The 16,917-nt window shown below is 70.1% G+C and carries 17 protein-coding genes; 8 read left to right on the top strand and 9 right to left on the bottom strand.

All coding sequences use genetic code 11. The features are described from left to right. Positions 1-68 precede the first annotated feature (68 nt). The 4 genes from C5E41_RS04175 to C5E41_RS04160 all read right to left on the bottom strand — a co-directional run bounded on the left by C5E41_RS04175 (position 69) and on the right by C5E41_RS04160 (position 4,192). Positions 69-1,664: an amidohydrolase gene (locus C5E41_RS04175; RefSeq protein ID WP_104374473.1), complete on the bottom strand. Its 1,596-nt coding sequence runs from the start codon at positions 1,662-1,664 to the stop codon at positions 69-71. Positions 1,665-1,714: 50 nt separating this feature from the next. Beyond that, a complete protein-coding gene (locus C5E41_RS04170; protein ID WP_063013551.1) occupies positions 1,715-2,197 on the bottom strand; it encodes an FxsA family protein in 483 nt (160 codons plus the stop codon). Positions 2,198-2,281: 84 nt separating this feature from the next. Continuing rightward, positions 2,282-2,941: a response regulator gene (locus tag C5E41_RS04165; RefSeq protein WP_104374472.1), complete on the bottom strand. Its 660-nt coding sequence runs from the start codon at positions 2,939-2,941 to the stop codon at positions 2,282-2,284. A gap of 30 nt (positions 2,942-2,971) precedes the next feature. Then, positions 2,972-4,192, bottom strand: a complete 1,221-nt coding sequence (locus tag C5E41_RS04160; RefSeq protein ID WP_181063091.1) for a sensor histidine kinase — start codon at positions 4,190-4,192, stop codon at positions 2,972-2,974. A gap of 87 nt (positions 4,193-4,279) precedes the next feature. On the opposite strand from C5E41_RS04160, the gene C5E41_RS04155 reads away from it, so the two are divergent. Further along, positions 4,280-5,041: a TSUP family transporter gene (locus C5E41_RS04155; protein WP_439956348.1), complete on the top strand. Its 762-nt coding sequence runs from the start codon at positions 4,280-4,282 to the stop codon at positions 5,039-5,041. 7 nt (positions 5,042-5,048) lie between these two features. Here C5E41_RS04155 and C5E41_RS04150 read toward each other — a convergent pair whose 3' ends face one another. Then, on the bottom strand, positions 5,049-5,702 hold the full coding sequence (locus C5E41_RS04150) for a TetR/AcrR family transcriptional regulator (RefSeq protein ID WP_104374469.1): 654 nt from the start codon (positions 5,700-5,702) through the stop codon (positions 5,049-5,051). 206 nt (positions 5,703-5,908) lie between these two features. On the opposite strand from C5E41_RS04150, the gene C5E41_RS04145 reads away from it, so the two are divergent. Together C5E41_RS04145 and C5E41_RS04140 are read left to right on the top strand one after the other, a co-directional pair. Continuing rightward, positions 5,909-7,432: a TldD/PmbA family protein gene (locus C5E41_RS04145; protein ID WP_104374468.1), complete on the top strand. Its 1,524-nt coding sequence runs from the start codon at positions 5,909-5,911 to the stop codon at positions 7,430-7,432. A gap of 192 nt (positions 7,433-7,624) precedes the next feature. After that, positions 7,625-9,013: a metallopeptidase TldD-related protein gene (locus C5E41_RS04140; RefSeq protein ID WP_104374555.1), complete on the top strand. Its 1,389-nt coding sequence runs from the start codon at positions 7,625-7,627 to the stop codon at positions 9,011-9,013. 18 nt (positions 9,014-9,031) lie between these two features. Here C5E41_RS04140 and C5E41_RS04135 read toward each other — a convergent pair whose 3' ends face one another. Next, entirely contained in the window at positions 9,032-9,538 is a 507-nt protein-coding gene (locus C5E41_RS04135) for a nitroreductase/quinone reductase family protein (RefSeq protein ID WP_146097457.1), read from the bottom strand. 96 nt (positions 9,539-9,634) lie between these two features. Between C5E41_RS04135 and C5E41_RS04130 the strand changes: the two genes are divergently transcribed. Then, positions 9,635-10,282, top strand: a complete 648-nt coding sequence (locus C5E41_RS04130) for a TetR/AcrR family transcriptional regulator (RefSeq protein ID WP_104374466.1) — start codon at positions 9,635-9,637, stop codon at positions 10,280-10,282. Positions 10,283-10,288: 6 nt separating this feature from the next. Here the strand turns inward: C5E41_RS04130 and C5E41_RS04125 are convergent, their stop codons facing one another. Beyond that, entirely contained in the window at positions 10,289-10,552 is a 264-nt protein-coding gene (locus tag C5E41_RS04125; protein ID WP_104374465.1) for a helix-turn-helix domain-containing protein, read from the bottom strand. Between the two features lie 76 nt (positions 10,553-10,628). On the opposite strand from C5E41_RS04125, the gene map reads away from it, so the two are divergent. Both map and C5E41_RS04115 read left to right on the top strand, forming a co-directional pair. After that, positions 10,629-11,396 carry a type I methionyl aminopeptidase gene (gene map / locus C5E41_RS04120; protein ID WP_104374464.1) on the top strand — a complete coding sequence of 256 codons (768 nt, stop codon included), beginning with the start codon at positions 10,629-10,631 and terminating at the stop codon, positions 11,394-11,396. 123 nt (positions 11,397-11,519) lie between these two features. Further along, entirely contained in the window at positions 11,520-11,906 is a 387-nt protein-coding gene (locus C5E41_RS04115) for a PPOX class F420-dependent oxidoreductase (protein WP_104374463.1), read from the top strand. 28 nt (positions 11,907-11,934) lie between these two features. On the opposite strand, the gene C5E41_RS04110 is transcribed toward C5E41_RS04115, so the two are convergent. Next, positions 11,935-12,324 (bottom strand): PPOX class F420-dependent oxidoreductase, encoded by a 390-nt coding sequence (locus tag C5E41_RS04110; RefSeq protein ID WP_104374462.1) that lies wholly within the window; start codon positions 12,322-12,324, stop codon positions 11,935-11,937. A 94-nt stretch (positions 12,325-12,418) separates the two neighbouring features. Continuing rightward, positions 12,419-16,042 (bottom strand): cobaltochelatase subunit CobN, encoded by a 3,624-nt coding sequence (cobN, locus tag C5E41_RS04105; protein ID WP_104374461.1) that lies wholly within the window; start codon positions 16,040-16,042, stop codon positions 12,419-12,421. A gap of 244 nt (positions 16,043-16,286) precedes the next feature. On the opposite strand from cobN, the gene C5E41_RS04100 reads away from it, so the two are divergent. Together C5E41_RS04100 and C5E41_RS04095 are read left to right on the top strand one after the other, a co-directional pair. After that, entirely contained in the window at positions 16,287-16,541 is a 255-nt protein-coding gene (locus tag C5E41_RS04100; protein ID WP_104379735.1) for a hypothetical protein, read from the top strand. Between the two features lie 4 nt (positions 16,542-16,545). Beyond that, positions 16,546-16,875, top strand: a complete 330-nt coding sequence (locus C5E41_RS04095) for a hypothetical protein (protein ID WP_146097456.1) — start codon at positions 16,546-16,548, stop codon at positions 16,873-16,875. Positions 16,876-16,917: the final 42 nt, after the last annotated feature.

Genomic DNA, 16,917 nt, shown 5'->3' with positions numbered 1-16,917 from the left:
CCGCGCGGTTCCCGCCGGCCGGGGCTCCGCGGCGGCGAAGCGCGGTCGCTCTCCGTCGCGCGCATTCCTCAGCCGGCGTAGATGGTCACTCCGTCGCGGACGGTACGCAGGCAACGCGGGAGGTCGGCACCCGCCGCCAAGGACGGGAGGCCGGGGACGCGCGAGCGCGGATCGGTGGACCATCGCTGCACCGTGTCCGACGCCGCGGCGACCACGAGTTCCGCCGCGTCCCACACCGCATAGTTGGCGGGAGCGCCCGGAACCAGGGTCCCGGCGACACCGTCACGAACACCACCGGCCCGCCAGGCGCCGCGGGTGGCGGCGGCGAAGGCGGCGCGCGGGGAGATGTGGTGGCCCGGGGTGCGGTGGTTCGCGGCCGCGCGGATGGCCTCCCACGGGTTCAGCGCCGTCACCGGGGCATCGGAGCTGATCGCCAGCGAGATACCGGCGGCGGCCATCGCCGCGAACGGGTTGGTGGCCGCGGCGCGTTCGGCGCCCAGCCGGGTGGCGTACATCCCCTCGGCGCCTCCCCACGCGGCGTCGAATCCCGGTTGCACACTGGCGATCACGCCGAATTCGGCCAGTTTCGCGATCTGCCCGGCATCGAGCAGTTCGGCATGTTCGAGCCGGTGGCCGCGGGTGGCCACCGCAGGTGCGCCGAGTTCGGCGGCGACCCGGGCGAAGCCCTCGACCACCGCATCGATGGCGGCGTCGCCGATGGCGTGGAATCCGGCCTGGATCCCCGCCTCGGTGCAGGCTCTGACATGGGCGGCGATCGCGGCGGCGTCGAGGTAGAAGACACCGGTGGTGTCGCGGTCGGCATAAGGTTCGCGCAGCCAGGCGGTGTGCGAGCCGAACGAGCCGTCGACGAACAGGTCCCCGGCCAGCCCGTGTACACCGAGGTCGCCGAGCAGCGAGCGCGCCTCGTCGGCCGAGGTGACGGCCTCACCCCAGTAGGCCCGCACCTGCACACCGTGCTCGAATTCCAGCAACTCGCGCACATCGGTGCGCCCGGAGATCCGCGGGCCCGCACATTCGTGGACGGCGACCACACCGTGCGCGGCCGCGTAATCGAGCGCGGTGGCCCGAGCCCGGTCGCGCTGAGCGCGGTCGAGGCCGTCGAGTGCGGCCTCGCGGACGAGGTGATGGGCGTCGGCCCGAAGCGGTGCGCCAGCGGTGTATCCCGCGGCCGTGCGAACGCCGTTCACCGCGTCGAGCAGCGCGGTCGAGGCGACCGCGGAATGGGCGTCCACGCGGGCCAGATAGGCCGGTCGGCCGGGCCCGGCGGCGGCGTCGATCTCGTCGACGGTAGGCGGGCGGCCCTCGGGCCAGCGGGTCTCGTCCCAGCCGTCACCGATGATCGTTCCGGTATGGGTGGCGGCGTACTCGCGCACGAGATCCAGGCACTGCGCCACCGAATTCGCCCGGGACAGGTCCAAACCCGTCAGTTGCAGGCCGAGCGCGGTGACGTGCACATGCGGATCGACGAAGGCCGGGGCGACGAAAGCGCCGTCCAGATCGATGATTTCGGCGTCGGGGTGCAGGGCGCGCCCGGGGCGTTCGGCGCCCAGCCAGACCACGGTGCCGTCGGTGACCGCCATCGCGGTGGCATCGGGGGAACTGGAACTGTAGATTCGGCCGCCGACCAGCAACTGGGTACTCACGGGTGACCAGTGTGCCGCACGGCCGGCGGCCCGCGATCAGTGCGGGTCGGTCAGCGGGGGTCGATCATGCGCCGCGCGTGGCCCTGACCGTCGTCGTAGTACTGCTCGACGACCACCCCGTCGACGACCTCACCGGAAGGTTCCACCACCACGCCGCGATATCCGGTGGCCATCGTCAGCCGATCGATGCGCCGCAGCGCCGCGGCCGAGACCAGCGGTCGCAGCAGCGCGCGAGTGGGCAGGAGCAGTAGCAGTCCGAACACCGAGGTGACCAGGCCGGGAACGAACATCAGCAGCGCGCCCACCCCGACCAGCGCGCCGTCGGCGACGGCGGTTCCCGGGGCGATCTCGCCGCGGCGGGCACGGCGGAACTGCTGGAAGACCCGGCGGCCCTGGGAACGCACCAGGATCAGCCCGAGCGCGGATCCGGCGATGAGCAGCAGAATGGTCGGCACGGCACCGATGAGGTGGCCGACCACGACCAGCGCCGCGATCTCGACCACGAGATAGAGGGCGAACAACAGGGCGGGCATCGGCGATCCTTTCCACGATCTACCCTGCCCAACGCGCGACGGGCCCGATTTTCTCCCGATTCGGGCAATCACCGCTCCCGCGGGTCAGGTACCCGGCGTGACCAGCCCGGTTTCGTAGGCCAGCACGACCGCCTGCACCCGGTCGCGCAGTCCCAGTTTGGTCAGTACCCGGCCGACGTGGGTCTTCACGGTGGCCTCCGACAGATACAGCTCGGCGGCGATCTCGGCGTTGGAGCGGCCGGCGGCGATCTGTTCGAGCACCTCGCGTTCGCGCGCGGTGAGCACATCGAGCACCGACGGGTCGCGCACGCGGGCCGGGTCGGCGGCGATCAACCGGTTCAGCAGTCGCTTGGTCACCTTCGGCGAGACCACGGCGTCACCGGCCGCGACGCTGCGGATGGCGGAGATCAGATCCTCGGGCGGGGTGTCCTTGAGCAGGAAACCACTGGCACCGGCCCGCAGGGCGCCGAGTGCGTGTTCGTCGAGGTCGAAGGTGGTCATCACCAGAACCCGGCTGCCACACCCGGATTCGAGGATCTGGGCGGTCGCGGCCACGCCGTCGACCACCGGCATCCGCACATCCATCAGCACCACGTCGGGGGCCAGCTCACCGGCCAGGCGCACGGCGGTCGCGCCGTTGTCGGCCTCGGCGACGACGTCGACGTCCGGGTGCGCGCCCAGCACCATCCTGAGTCCGGCACGCATGAGTTCCTGATCGTCGACGACGAGTACGGTGATCGGCACGGCACCAATCTAACCGGGACTCCTCCCCGGTCAGTCGGGTAGTTCACGCTGCAGGGGAATGGTGGCGCAGACGCGCCAGCCGCCCTCGGGACGTCGTCCCACCTCGAGGGTGCCGCCAAGTACCGCGATCCGCTCCCGCATGCCAACCAGTCCCAGCCCGCTACCGGCGATGCCGTTGCGCAGCGCGGTGTCGTCCACAACGGGCGCCTGCGCCGCCACGGTGGACCCGCTCGCGGACGGCCCGGCATCGCCGCGGTCGAGGACTTCGACCAGCACGTCCGCGCCGCGTCGGCGCACCCGCACCCACGCCTGCGGATCGGGGCCGGCGTGGCGGAAGGTGTTGGTCAGCGATTCCTGCACGATGCGATGCATGCCGAGGCTCACCTCGGGAGCGACATCGTCGAGTTCTCCGGTCAGTTCCAATTCCACGGCCAGCCCGGCGCTGCGCATCATCTCCACCACCTTCGCCAGTCCGGCGGTGCCGTGCTGTGGCAACTGTTCCGGGGCGTGCTCGGTGCGCAGCAGTTCCACCGTGCGGCGCAGTTCCCGCAGCGCCTCGCGGCCGGTGGCGGCGATGGTGGCCAGCGCCTGTTCGGCGGCCTCTGGGTCGCGGCGCAGCGCGTATTTCGCCCCGTCGGCCTGCACGATGATCACGCTGACCGCGTGGGCGACAACATCGTGGAGTTCCCGGGCGATACGGGTGCGTTCGGCCGAGACCGCGTCGTGGGCGCTGCGTTCACGGTCGTAGTCGGCGACGGCGAGCCGGGCCGCGACCTCGGCGTCGTAGGCGTGGCGGGCGCCGAGGAATTCCGCGAGGGTCCAGCACAGCGCGTAGAACATGATCAGGAAGCCGATGACGATCGGCACCGACTGGTCGACCACGGCCAGCGAGAACGCCCCGTCCACGGCGAGGCCGACCAGATACAGCAGACCCTCGCGCCGGCCGACATACGCGACGAGGGTGTAGAGCGCGACGCCGACCGCCAGCAGGGCCGGCGGCTGCAGATCCTCGTGCAGGACCACGCTCACCGCGCTGGTGGTGATCGACAACACCAACAGGGCGACCGCGCTGGCCCGCGGATAGTTGCGCCGCCAGATCACCGGCACCGGAACCAGCAGCCCGAGGATCAGATAGACGATCGCATGATCCTTGCCGCCGAGCGTGAGCAGATCGAGCAGCACCAGTGCGGCCGCGAGGATGGAATCGGCGACCATGGGTTTGCCACGGAGCCACAGACTGAATCGGCGCACCCGCTCAGCCTAGGTGGCCGCCACCGCGACACCGCGCGCCACGATTTGCCGCACGTCGCCGACTCTGATTGGGTCGCCGCCGTGGGTATGGCCGAGTGGGCGATGCTGCTGCCTGCGGCCACGGCCGCCGGATGGGTGGATGCGGTGGTGGGCGGTGGCGGTTTGATCATTCTGCCAACCCTGCTGCTGGTGGCGCCGACGCTGCCCCCGCAGACCGCGCTGGGCACGAACAAGATCGCCGCATTCGCCGGAACCAGTGCCGCGGCGCTGACTTTCGCGCGCCGGATGCCGATGCGATGGCCGCTCATGCTGTCGGGTGCGGTGATCGCGGCGTGCGCGGCGGCCGCCGGTTCGGCCGCGGTGGCGCTGATCGACCGGCGCTATTTCATCCCGATCGTGATGACGGTGCTGATCGGTGTCGCGATCGTGGTGGCGACGCAGCCCTCGATCGGGGTGACGATGGCGACCCACCCGCCGACCCGGCGCCGCACGATCCTGGTGGTGGGCCTGTCGGCGGGGCTGATCGGCGGCTACGACGGGCTGGTCGGCCCCGGCACCGGTACCTTCCTGATCATCTCCTTCGCCACCCTGCTCGGTACCGAGTTCGTGCGCGCCGCGGCCATGGCGAAGGTGATCAACTGCGGTTCCAATCTCGGCGCGCTGATCCTGCTGGCCGCCACCGGGCACATCATCTGGTCGGTGGGCCTGGGCATGGCGGTGGCGAATATCGCGGGGTCCGTGGTGGGTTCGCGGATGGCGCTCGCGCGCGGGGCCGGGTTCGTGCGCGCGGTGCTGCTGATCGTGGTGACCGCGATGGTGGTGCGCCTGGGCTGGCAGCAGTTCGGCTGAGCGGCGCTCAGCAGCGCGCCTCCGCGGTCAGATGCCGGCCGGCCGAGAGCCAGGGCGCCAGCACCCGCGACGTGGTCTCGCGAATGGTGCGATGCAGCCGTTCCCCGTCCTCGATCACGTGGCGGCCGGAGAACAGCACGGTCAGCGCACCCGACACCGCCCCGACGACGGCGCCGACCAGCGCGGCCGCGCCGACCTCGTCCAATTCGTCGGGGAAGGCGTCGCGCAGCCGCCGCGCGATCTCCTGCTGAGCGGCCAGCTGGGCGTGCGCGGCGCGGCCGCTGACGGCGGGAACGGTGCGCGATACCTGGGCGCGCAACACGGCGATGCGGGCCGCCAGATCGTCGCCGAGATGATCACCGGGATTGTCTCCGGCGGCCCGCAGCGCGCGCAGCAGCACTTCGACGGGCCGTTCGTCGGCGCGACGGCTCGCGATCGCGGCCACCGCGGCGGTGACGCGTTCGTCGGGTTCGGGGAAGAGCAGTTCCTCTTTGCTCTCGAAGTAGTTGAAGAACGTCCTCGTACCCACCTCGGCGGTCGCGGCGATATCGGCGACGGTGGTCGCCTCGTAGCCGCGGGATTCGAACAGATCGGCGGCAGCCTCGAGGAGGGCGCGGCGGGTGCGTTCCCGCTTGCGGTCACGGAGTGCGGATGGCGGCACGCGGGCAGACAGTACGCCATCGGCACCGCAACCTGCGGCAGGCTGCGCGTTTCGCGCGCGTTTCAGTCCGTGCCACACCGCATTTCGTGCATGTTTGCATCGCCTGCAAACATGCACGGCGTGTCGCGTTGGGGCCCAGAGTGTTTCGCCGCACCCGTCGGCGAATCTGGTGGCCCGGCCGGCGTTCAGCAATTAGCGTAGGCCGGGTGAGCATCGCATCTGCGGGCGTGGACGACCAGTTCCGCGCGCTGCCGCTGGCCGCCCTGACCGACGCGGCGTTGACGGCGGCGCGCGCGGCCGGCGCCGACTACGCCGATCTGCGGGTGCATCGGCTGCTGACGCAATCGATCCGGTTGCGCGACGGCCGCGTCGAATCCATCGACAATGCCGACGACCTGGGCTTCGCGGTCCGCGTGATCGTCGACGGCACCTGGGGTTTCGCCTCGCACTGCGAGCTGACACCCGCGACCGCCGTGGCGGTGGCCCAGCGCGCGGTCACCGTCGCGGCGACGCTGCGGGCGCTCAACCGCGAGCGGGTCGAACTCGCCGGCGAACCGGTCTACCGCGACGCGAACTGGGTCTCGCCCTACCAGGTGGACCCGTTCACCGTGCCGACGCCGGAGAAGGTCGCGCTGCTGCAGGACTATTCGCAGCGCCTGTCCTCGGCCGCGGGCATCGATCACGTGACGGCATCGGTGCTGCAGGTCAAGGAGCAGACCTACTACGCCGACACTGCGGGTTCCACGATCACTCAGCAGCGGGTGCGACTGCATCCGCAACTCGAGGCGATCACCATCGACGCCGCGACGGGTGGTTTCGAAACCATGCGGACCCTCGCCGCCCCGGCCGGGCGCGGCTGGGAATACGTCACCGGCGCCGACGGCGTCTGGGACTGGAACGAGGAACTGGCACGGATGCCGCAGTGGCTGGCCGAGAAGGTCGCCGCGCCGTCGGTGACGCCGGGCCCCACCGACCTGGTGATCGACCCGACCAATCTGTGGCTGACGATTCACGAATCCATCGGTCACGCCACCGAATACGATCGCGCGATCGGCTACGAATCGGCTTACGCCGGAACCTCCTTCGCCACCCCCGACAAGCTGGGGACGCTGCGCTACGGCACCCCGATCATGCACGTCACCGGCGACCGAACCCAGGAGTACGGCCTCGCGACGGTCGGCTACGACGACGAGGGGGTGGCCGGGCAGCGCTGGGATCTGGTGCGCGAGGGCATCCTGGTCGGCTATCAGCTCGACCGCGTCTTCGCGCCTCGTCTCGGGGTGCCTCGGTCCAACGGCTGCTCCTACGCCGACTCCGCCCATCACGTGCCCATCCAGCGCATGGCCAACGTGTCGCTGCAGCCCGATCCGGAGTCCGATACCAGCACCGCCGAGCTGATCTCGCGCGTCGAGGACGGGATCTACATCGTGGGCGACCGGTCCTGGTCGATCGACATGCAGCGCTACAACTTCCAGTTCACCGGGCAGCGCTTCTTCCGGATTCGCAACGGGGAGTTGGCCGGACAGCTGCGCGACGTCGCCTACCAGGCCACCACCACCGACTTCTGGGGCGCGTTGGAAGCCGTGGGCGGCCCGTCGACCTGGGTGCTGGGCGGGGCGTTCAACTGCGGTAAGGCCCAGCCGGGCCAGGTCGCGGCGGTGTCGCACGGGTGCCCGTCGGTGCTGGTGCGCGGAGTGAACATCCTCAACACCCGCCAGGAGGCGGGGTGAGTAACACTCGCGCAGCCACTCACCGGGCCTCCCGGGTGCGGGTGTCCCGCAAGACACAGGAGGCGGGGTGAGTAACACTCGCGCAGCCACTCACCGGGCCTCCCGGGTGCGGGTGTCCCGCACGACACAGGAGGCGGGATGACCGGCCGCAATTCGGAATTGGCACACAACGCGGGAGGCCGGTCGGTGACGATGATGCACGGCGCACAGGTCGTGGAGCGGGCGCTGGCCGTCGCGCGCGCGGACGAGACGATCGTCATCGTCACCGACGCGTCCGAGGCCTCGCTGCGCTGGGCCGGCAATTCCATGACCACCAACGGATCGTCGGTGTCACGGTCCTGGGCGGTGGTGTCGATCCTGCGCGAGGGCCCGCGCGCGGCGCGGGTGGGCAGTGTCGGGTCCACGAGCGTGGATCCCGCCGAGATCGAGGCCGTGGTGCGCAGCGCGGAAGAGGCGGCTCGCACCGCGGAACCCGCCGCGGACGCGATGCCGCTGCTGGCCCCGCAAACCGCGGGCGCGCACCCGGATTCGGAGTGGGCCGGCCCCGTGCGCGAAACCGGCATCGAGGTGTTCACCGGTCTCGCCGGTGAACTCGCGGTCGGGTTCGCCGGCGCCGACCGGCTCTACGGTTTCGCCCATCATCAGCTGCACACCACCTGGCTGGGCACGTCCACCGGCATCCGCCGCCGGTGGACCGAGCCCACCGGATCCATCGAGATCAACGGCAAACGCGGCGGAGACGCCGATCCCGCGAGCGCCTGGGTAGGCGCGCCGACCGCCGATTTCACCGATATCGGCGTCACTGCACTGCTGGCCGAGCTGAGCCGGCGCCTGGACTGGTGTGCCCGCCGGGTCGAGCTGCCGGCCGGTCGTTACCCCACCCTGCTGCCGCCCTCGGCGGTCGCCGATCTGCTGATTCCGATGCTGTGGTCGATGGACGGGCGCGGCGCCCACGAGGGGCACACCGCGTTCGCCCGGGCCGGCGGCACCCGCATCGGCGAGCGGCTCACCGACCTGCCGCTGACGTTGTACTCGGATCCGACTACCCCCGGTTTGGAGTACCGGCCGTTCGTCGCGACCGCCGCCTCGTCGGAGACCTCCTCGATCTTCGACAACGGCTTGTCGGCCGGCCGCGTCGACTGGCTGCGCGAGGGGGTGATCGAGTCGTTGGTCTATCCGCGCGCCGTGGCCGCGCAGTACGACGCTCCCGTCACGGTGGCCGGTGAGAATCTGCTGCTGAGCGGCGGGACGGATCGCACCCTCGAGCAGATGATCGCCGCCACCGAGCGCGGGCTGTTGCTGACCTGCCTGTGGTACATCCGCGAAGTCGATCCGGCCACGCTGTTGCAGACCGGCCTGACCCGCGACGGGGTGTATCTGGTGGAGGACGGCGCGGTCACCGCCGCGGTCAACAACTTCCGTTTCAACGAGAGCCCGCTGGATCTGCTGCGCCGCGCCACCGAGGTCGGCGCCACCGAGATCACGCTGCCACGCGAATGGAAGGACTGGTTCACCCGCACGGCCATGCCGCCGATGCGAATCCCCGACTTCCACATGTCCTCGGTCAGCCAGGCCACCTGAACGCGGTGTGACCCGCACTCAGCGCATCGATCGCGGCCGCAGCCGCACGACCACCGTGCCGCGGCCGAGGGCGGCCCGCAGTTGTTCCCGGTCGACATTGCCGTGCGCATCGAGGCTGATACCGGCGAAGCGGCCGTGCGTCGGGTTCTGGGTGAGGATGATGCGGTAGGGCTCGGCGATCTCGTGCTCGCCGGAGATCACCTCCCAGTCCGCGAGCCGCTCCCGGCCGCGCCAGGTGATCCGCACCGGTTCGCCCGACCGCAGATTGCGCCGCCAGCCCGCCGCGGTGCCGACCAGCAGTGCGCCGTCGGATTCGGCGTAACCGACCGGATTGGCGTAGACGCGGCCGGTTTTGCGCCCGACCACGGTGACGATCATCAATTTCGTGCTGAGCAGGCGATGCAGCGGCGACCGCAACAGTGCGCGCAGAACGGCGTCGACCGCCGTCTGCATGCGCAACCGGCCACGGCCCGCCGACTCGCCCGTCGCGGTGCCGCCTGATCGAGGTGTGCTGGGAGTGGACATGTCGACAGCTCCGATCCGTATTTTCGAGTGCCTACTCAGAAAATACGACGGGTTGCGGCATACTGCAAGAGCACGACCGATCGGAAGGAAGACGCGGTGCCCCGCCAGCACGCCCAGAACATCGAACCGCCCGCACGCACTCGTGGGCGGCCGCGCAGCGGAGTGCGAGAGGCCGTCATCGCGGCCGCACAGGAAGTCCTCACGAGTTCCGGAGTCGCGCGGCTCACCACCAAGGAAGTCGCCACTCGCGCAGGCGTCGCCGAGTCGAGCATCTTCTACCACTTCGGCGATCGCACCGGGCTGCTCCAGGCGGTGATCCAGCATCACCTGCGGCCACTGAAGGATATGCTCGCCGACCCGTCCCATTCGGCGGACGAGGCCGAATCCGCCGATCTGCGAGGCGATCTCGTGCGCCTGGTGACCGTACTGGAGGGCTTCTTCCGTGCCGCACTACCCGTCATGGCGGCGATCGAATCCGACGCCGAATTGCGCGCGGCCTACTCCGAACGCAGCCGCGACTTCGATCTGGGCCCGCACCGCGCCCTGGATGTGGTGATCGGGCATCTGACGGCCCGCCACTGCATCGTCACCGAACCACGCACCGCCGCACTGTTGCTCGTGGGTGCGGCCCACCAGCGAGCACTCCAGTCGCGGATGAGCCCACCGGAGACACGGGCCGCGCTCCCCTCCCCGGAGGCGATCGCCGACGCGACCCTTCCCCTGTTCCGCGCGCAGAACGCCTAGTTACCGTCAGGCCGAGGCGCTGAGGCGGGCGGACTGCCACACTTCGGCCAACTCCTGCAGCGGAATTCCGAGCGCCCCGGAGAGGCCGACGACGGTGCCGAATGCCGGGCTGGGCAGCCGGCCGGATTCGATCTTGCGCAGCGTTTCCGGTGAGATGCCGGCCGCCCGGGCGATCTCCGCGAGGTCGCGATCACCCCGGACCGCGCGTAGATGCGCTCCCAGGCGGCGACCGGCCTCCACCTGGGCCGGGGTCAGCGGAAGTCGGACCATGGCATCAGCATAGAGCTGGTATTCAAATACCGCTACGGTTAGAGTTGGTATATAAATACCAATACCAGGAGGTTTCGTGGTCGAACTGAAGACAGCCGCCGAGATCGAGCAGATGGGCGTGGCCGGACGCTTCGTCGCCCACGTGCTCGCGGAGCTGCGGGAGCGGGCCGAGGTCGGAGTGAATCTGCTCGATCTGGAAAAGCATGTGCGCCAGCGCATTCGGGAACGAGGGGCGGTGTCGTGCTACTGGGACTACGCACCCTCGTTCGGGCGCGGCCCGTTCCGCAACACCGTCTGCCTGTCGGTCAACGATGCGGTCCTGCACGGCCTGCCCTACGACTACCGGTTGCGCGACGGTGATGTGCTGACCATGGATCTGGCGGTCTCGGTCGACGGCTGGGTCGCCGATGCCGCGGTCAGCACCATCGTCGGCACCGCCGACCCCGAAGACGCCCGGCTGGTCGCCGCGACCGAGGAGGCCTTGGCCGCCGCCGTCGAGGCTGCCCGGCCGGGAGGGCGGCTCGGCGACATCTCCGCGGCCATCGCGGCGGTCGCGCGGCGGCACGGCTACCCCGTCAACACCGAATTCGGCGGCCACGGGCTCGGCCGCACCATGCACGAGGATCCACACATTCCCAACGCGGGGCGCGCCGGACGCGGCATGCGGCTCGTTCCCGGCCTGACCATCGCGATCGAACCCTGGTTCGCCCGCACCACCGACCGCATCATCACCGATCCGGACGGATGGACGATCCGTTCCGCCGACGGGTCACGCACGGCGCATTCCGAACATACGGTCGCCATCACCGACGCGGGTCCCCGAATCCTCACGCACACGGCATAATTCACTCCTGGCACCGGGCGATCAGCCGGTGCCATCCGGAGCCGGATCGGGGAGCCGGATCGGGAAGCCGGCGCGGTGACGCTCGGCTGCCGCCTCCGGCTCGACCGATTAGGCTCGGCGGTCGTGGACAATCCTTTCGGCCCCGCCGGTACCGCGAACTACGTTCTGCTCACCACCTACAAGAAGGACGGCACGCCGGTCGCGACCCCGGTCTGGGCGGCGCTCGACGATGCGAAATTGTACGTCTGGTCCGAGACCGCCGCCTGGAAGGTCAAGCGGGTGCGGCGCAATCCGGAGGTCACCCTGCAGCCGTGCAGCGTCTCGGGTAAGCCGCACGGGGAAATCGTGCGCGGCACCGCGCGCGTGCTCGACGAGCAGGGCAGCGACCGGACCCGGCAGCTGATCAAACGCAAGTACTCGCTCATGGGATGGCTGATCGTCACCGGTAGCGTGCTGCGACGTGGCCGCACGGGCACGATCGGCATCGAAATCACCGCTGCCCCAGCCTGATCCGTTCGGCCCACTCGATCGACAGCGGCTACTCCCCCGCCGGTTCGGCGGTGATCGCCAGCCCGACCGAGCGATCCTTGCCGAAGATCAACTTGTGGCCGCGGATCAGCACCGTGCCGATCACGCCGTATTTGCGGGCGATGAGATCGCGGACCCGTTCGGTCCCGCCGGCATCGAGGATGCGCGCCGTCCCGGCGCTCACCGGCGATCCGGACGTGCGGCCGCGGGCATCGCAGGCCTGGACTGTCACCGCGGCATTGCGGCGCAGCCTTTTCACCTTCCAGCTCTTCGGATTCGTCCAGACCACCAGCCGGTCGCCGTCGGGAGCCACCCAGACCGGGGCCCCGACCGGCGTGCCATCCTTCTTGTAAGTGGTGAGCAGGACGTACTTCTGCTGTGCGAGTTCGTTCCAGGTCATAACCCCACGGTAGGGGTGCCGCGCGCGTCCGCACATCCGCCGCGCGGCGCAGGATCCGGTGCGCCCGCCGACGTAGCGGCCGTACCGGGCCGCCCTACTCGAGTTCGCCCTCGGTTTCGAGGTAGATCTGCCGCAGCCGGTCCAGTGTTTCCGGCTGCGGGGCCTCCCACAGTGCGCGTTCGGCCGCCTCGAGCAGGCGTTCGGCGATGCCGTGCAGTGCCCACGGATTCGACTCGGTCATGAACTTGCGGTTCACATCGTCGAAAACGTAACTCTCCGACAGCTTTTCGTACATCCAGTCGGCGACGACATTGGTGGTGGCGTCGTAACCGAACAGGTAGTCGACCGTCGCGGCCATCTCGAACGCACCTTTGTAGCCGTGCCGGCGCATCGCCTCGAGCCAGCGCGGATTGACCACGCGGGAGCGGAACACCCGGGTGGTCTCCTCGGAGAGGGTGCGGGTGCGCACCGCGTCGGGACGCGTCGAATCACCGATGTAGGCCTCGGGATTCTTGCCGGTCAGCGCCCGGACGGCGGCGACCATACCGCCGTGGTACTGGAAGTAGTCGTCGGAATCGGCGATGTCGTGCTCACGGGTGTCGGTGTTCTTGGCCGCGACCGCGATGCGCCGGTAGGCAGCGCGCATATCGTCGGCGGCCGGCGCTCCGTCCAAGCCACGGCCGTAGGCGTAGCCGCCCCAGGTGGTGTATACCTGAGCCAGATCGTCGTCGGTCCGCCAGCTCTTGGAGTCGATCAGCTGCAGCAGACCGGCGCCGTAGGTACCGGGTTTGGAGCCGAAGATCCGGGTGGTGGCGCGGCGTCGGTCACCGTGCTCGGCCAGATCGGCATCGGTATGCGCGCGAACGTAATTCGATTCCGCCGGCTCGTCCAGCTCGGCGACCAGCCCGACCGCGTCGTCGAGCAACGCCAGCACGTGCGGGAACGCGTCGCGGAAGAATCCGGAGATCCGCACGGTGACGTCGATGCGCGGGCGGCCCAGCTCGGCTAGGTCGATCACCTCCAGGCGGGTGACCCGGCGGCTCGCCTCGTCCCACACCGGCCGCACACCCAGCAGCGCGAACACCTCGGCGATATCGTCACCGGCGGTCCGCATGGCCGAGGTGCCCCACACCGACAGCCCTACCGAGCGCGGGTAGTCGCCGTGATCGGCGCGGTAGCGCTCCAGCAGCGAATCCGCCATCGCCTGGCCGGTCTCCCACGCCAGCCGCGACGGCACCGCCTTCGGATCCACGGAATAGAAGTTCCGCCCGGTCGGCAGCACGTTGATCAGACCGCGCAACGGCGAACCGCTCGGCCCGGCCGGGATGAAACCACCGTCCAGGGCGTGCAGGATCCGCTCGATCTCGACGCCGGTCTGCCGCAGTCGGGGCACGACTTCGGTCGCGGCGAAGCGCAATACGGCGACGAGGGTGTCCGGCGCGGCGGGTTCGTGGCGAGCCACCAGCTCCTCCACCGCCTCCGGCGACCACTCCGCCGCCTGTAGTGCGGCCAGCAGCGTCCGGGCTCGTTGCTCGACGACGTCGACGCGCTCGCGCGATTCCTCCCCGGATTCGTCGAGACCCAGCGCCTCGCGCAGCCCCGGTACCGCGACTTCCCCACCCCACAGCTGGCGAGCACGCAGCATGGCCAGCACCAGATCCAGTTCGCCCTCGCCGGCCGGGGCCTGGCCCAGGATGTGCAGGCCGTCGCGGATCTGCACATCCTTGATCTCGCACAGCCAGCCGTCGACGTGCAGCAGCATGTCGTCGAAGGTGTCCTCGTCCGGCCGCTCCTCGAGCCCCAGGTCGTGGTCCATCTTCGCGGCCCGCATCAGGGTCCAGATCTGCTGGCGGATCGCGGGCAGCTTGGCCGGATCCAGCGCCGAGATGTTGGCGTGCTCGTCGAGCAGCTGTTCCAGGCGCGCGATATCGCCGTAGGTCTCCGCGCGCGCCATCGGCGGAATGAGGTGGTCGACCAGCGTGGCGTGGGCGCGGCGCTTGGCCTGGGTGCCCTCGCCTGGATCATTGACCAGGAACGGATAGATCAGCGGCAGATCGCCGAGGGCGGCGTCGGTGCCGCAAGCCGCCGACATGCCCAGCGTCTTGCCGGGCAGCCATTCCAGATTGCCGTGTTTGCCCAGATGCACCATCGCGTCGGCGCCGAACCCGCCCTCGTCGGCCGCCGCGGACAACCACCGGTACACCGCCAGATAGTGGTGGCTGGGCGGCAGATCCGGATCGTGGTAGATCGCGACCGGATTCTCGCCGAAGCCGCGCGGCGGCTGCACCAGCAGCACGGTATTGCCGAAACGCAATGCGGCGATGACGATTTCGCCGTCCGGATCGGCGGAGCGGTCGACGAACAACTCACCGGGCGGCGGCCCCCACGCCTCGACGACCGCGGTGCGCAACTCCTCGGGCAAGGTGGCGAACCAGGCCGAGTACTGCCGGGCGCCGATGCGAATCGGGTTGCCCTCCAACTGTTCGGCGCTCAGCCAGTCCGGATCCTGGCCACCGGCGGCGATCAACGCGTGGATGAGCGCATCGCCGTCGCGCTCCTCGAGCCCCGGAACTTCGCCCGGTGCGCCGAGATCGTAACCGGCCGCGCGCATCTCGGTCAGCAGCCGGATCGCGCTGGCGGGGGTGTCCAGCCCGACGGCATTGCCGATGCGAGCGTGCTTGGTCGGATACGCCGACAGCATCAGCGCGATGCGGCGCCGTGCCACCGGCAGATGCCGCAGCCGCGCGTGGCGCACCGCGATGCCCGCGACCCGCGCCGCCCGCTCCGGGTCCGGAACATAGGTCGACAGGCCGTCCGCGTCGAACTCCTTGAACGAGAACGGCACCGTGATGATCCGCCCGTCGAATTCGGGCACCGCGACCTGGGTGGCGACGTCCAGCGGCGAGAGGCCGTCGTCGTTGTCCGCCCACTGGTCCCGGCCGCTGGTCAGGCACAGCCCCTGCAGGATCGGCACATCCAGGTCGGCGAGCGCGCCGATATCCCAGGCCTCGTCGTCACCACCGGCGGCGGCGGTCGCGGGTTTGGTGCCACCCGCGGCCAGTACGGTCACCACCAGCGCGTCCGCGCGGCGCAGCGTGTCGAGCAGATCCGGTTCGGCATTGCGCAGCGACGCGCAGTACAGCGGCAGCGCGCGGGCGCCGGCCTGCTCCAGCGCTCGGCACAGTGCCTCGACGTAGGCCGTATTCCCGGCCAGGTGCTGGGCGCGGTAGTACAACACGGCCACCGTCGGCGCGGCGGCGAGCCGGGAATCGTTGCCGGACAACTCCTCCGGGGTGCGGTCGAGTTCCCCCCAGGACGGCAGCTGGACCGGCGGCTCGAATCCGTGACCGGTCAGCAGCACGGTGTCGGACAGGAAGTTGTGCAGCTGCCGCAAATTGCCGGGCCCGCCCGCGGCCAGATAGTTGTGCGCGTCCGCGGCAACGCCGCCCGGGACCGTCGAGCACTCCATCAGTTCGGCATCCGGCGCCATCTCGCCACCCAGGGCCACGAGGGGGATCTGGCCGGCACGGACCGCGTCCAGCCCGTCCTCCCAGGCCCGCCGACCGCCCAGGATGCGCACCACGACCAGATCGGCGCCGTCGAGCAGTTCCGACAGGTCCTCGACCAGCAGCCGGGCCGGGTTGGCGAGCCGATAGTCGGCACCGCTCGCGCGCGCGGACAGCAGATCGGTGTCGGACGTGGACAGCAGCAGGATCACGATTCTCCTCGGGTGACGCGCCCATAGCGGATACGGCCGCCCGCCCGGAGGGTCTGACTGTCACAGTGGCGCGACCGCACCGGAATTGCACCGGCTTTCCTCGTATCGGCGAGCCCCCGGATGCTATCGCACTGCTGTGACCGGTATTTTCCGATCCGATTCCGCGGCGTACGCTGACAATATGCCGAACACACCGGGATGGAGCAGGCGGAACCGCTTCGCCGCCTGGTCGGGAATTACATGCATGATGATTGCTGTTGCATTGCTGGCAATGGCTTTGGCCGCTGCGGCCGGGGGCCACGGCGGTCTGTTGCTCGTCGCCGCCGGCGCCTGTGCGGCGGTCGCGATCTTCGGGCTGCTGGTCTTCGAGTCCACGGTCCGCCGCGACCACGTCGACCGCCACGACACCCCCCATCTGTTGTCGGACAGTTACATCGACGAGCAGCTGTGGCAGGCCGTGGTCCGCGCCCGGGACGAGAGCAGCCCGAAGGACCGGTGAGACGATGCCCGCCACCCCGCCTTGGGTGCGGCGCAACCGTATGGTCGCCTGGACCAGCTACTTCTGCGTTCTGATCGGATTCGGCACCCTGGCGATGGGACTCACCGCGGCCGGAAGCGGCCATCGCGGCTGGGCTCTCGTTGCGAGCGCGATCTGCGCCGCCGCCTTCCTCGGCGGGATGAGCCTGTTCGGCGCGACCGCCCATCACGACCGAGTCACCCATCACGCAGGCCCCAGCCTGCTGTTCGACCCCTCCTGGCCGGCCGCCTCGCTCGAACCGTCCCGCGCGTCGCACGATCCGCGGCGCCGCCTGCGTCTGCGGCGCGGTCACTGACACCGTGCACCGCACGCGGCCCGGCCTCGCCCGCGTTCGCCG

Origin of the sequence: Nocardia nova, assembly GCF_002933465.1 — a bacterium.
Taxonomy (GTDB): domain Bacteria; phylum Actinomycetota; class Actinomycetes; order Mycobacteriales; family Mycobacteriaceae; genus Nocardia; species Nocardia nova_B.
The sequence above is the reverse complement of the archived record's forward strand: the minus strand, read 5'-3'. Positions and strand labels throughout refer to the sequence as shown.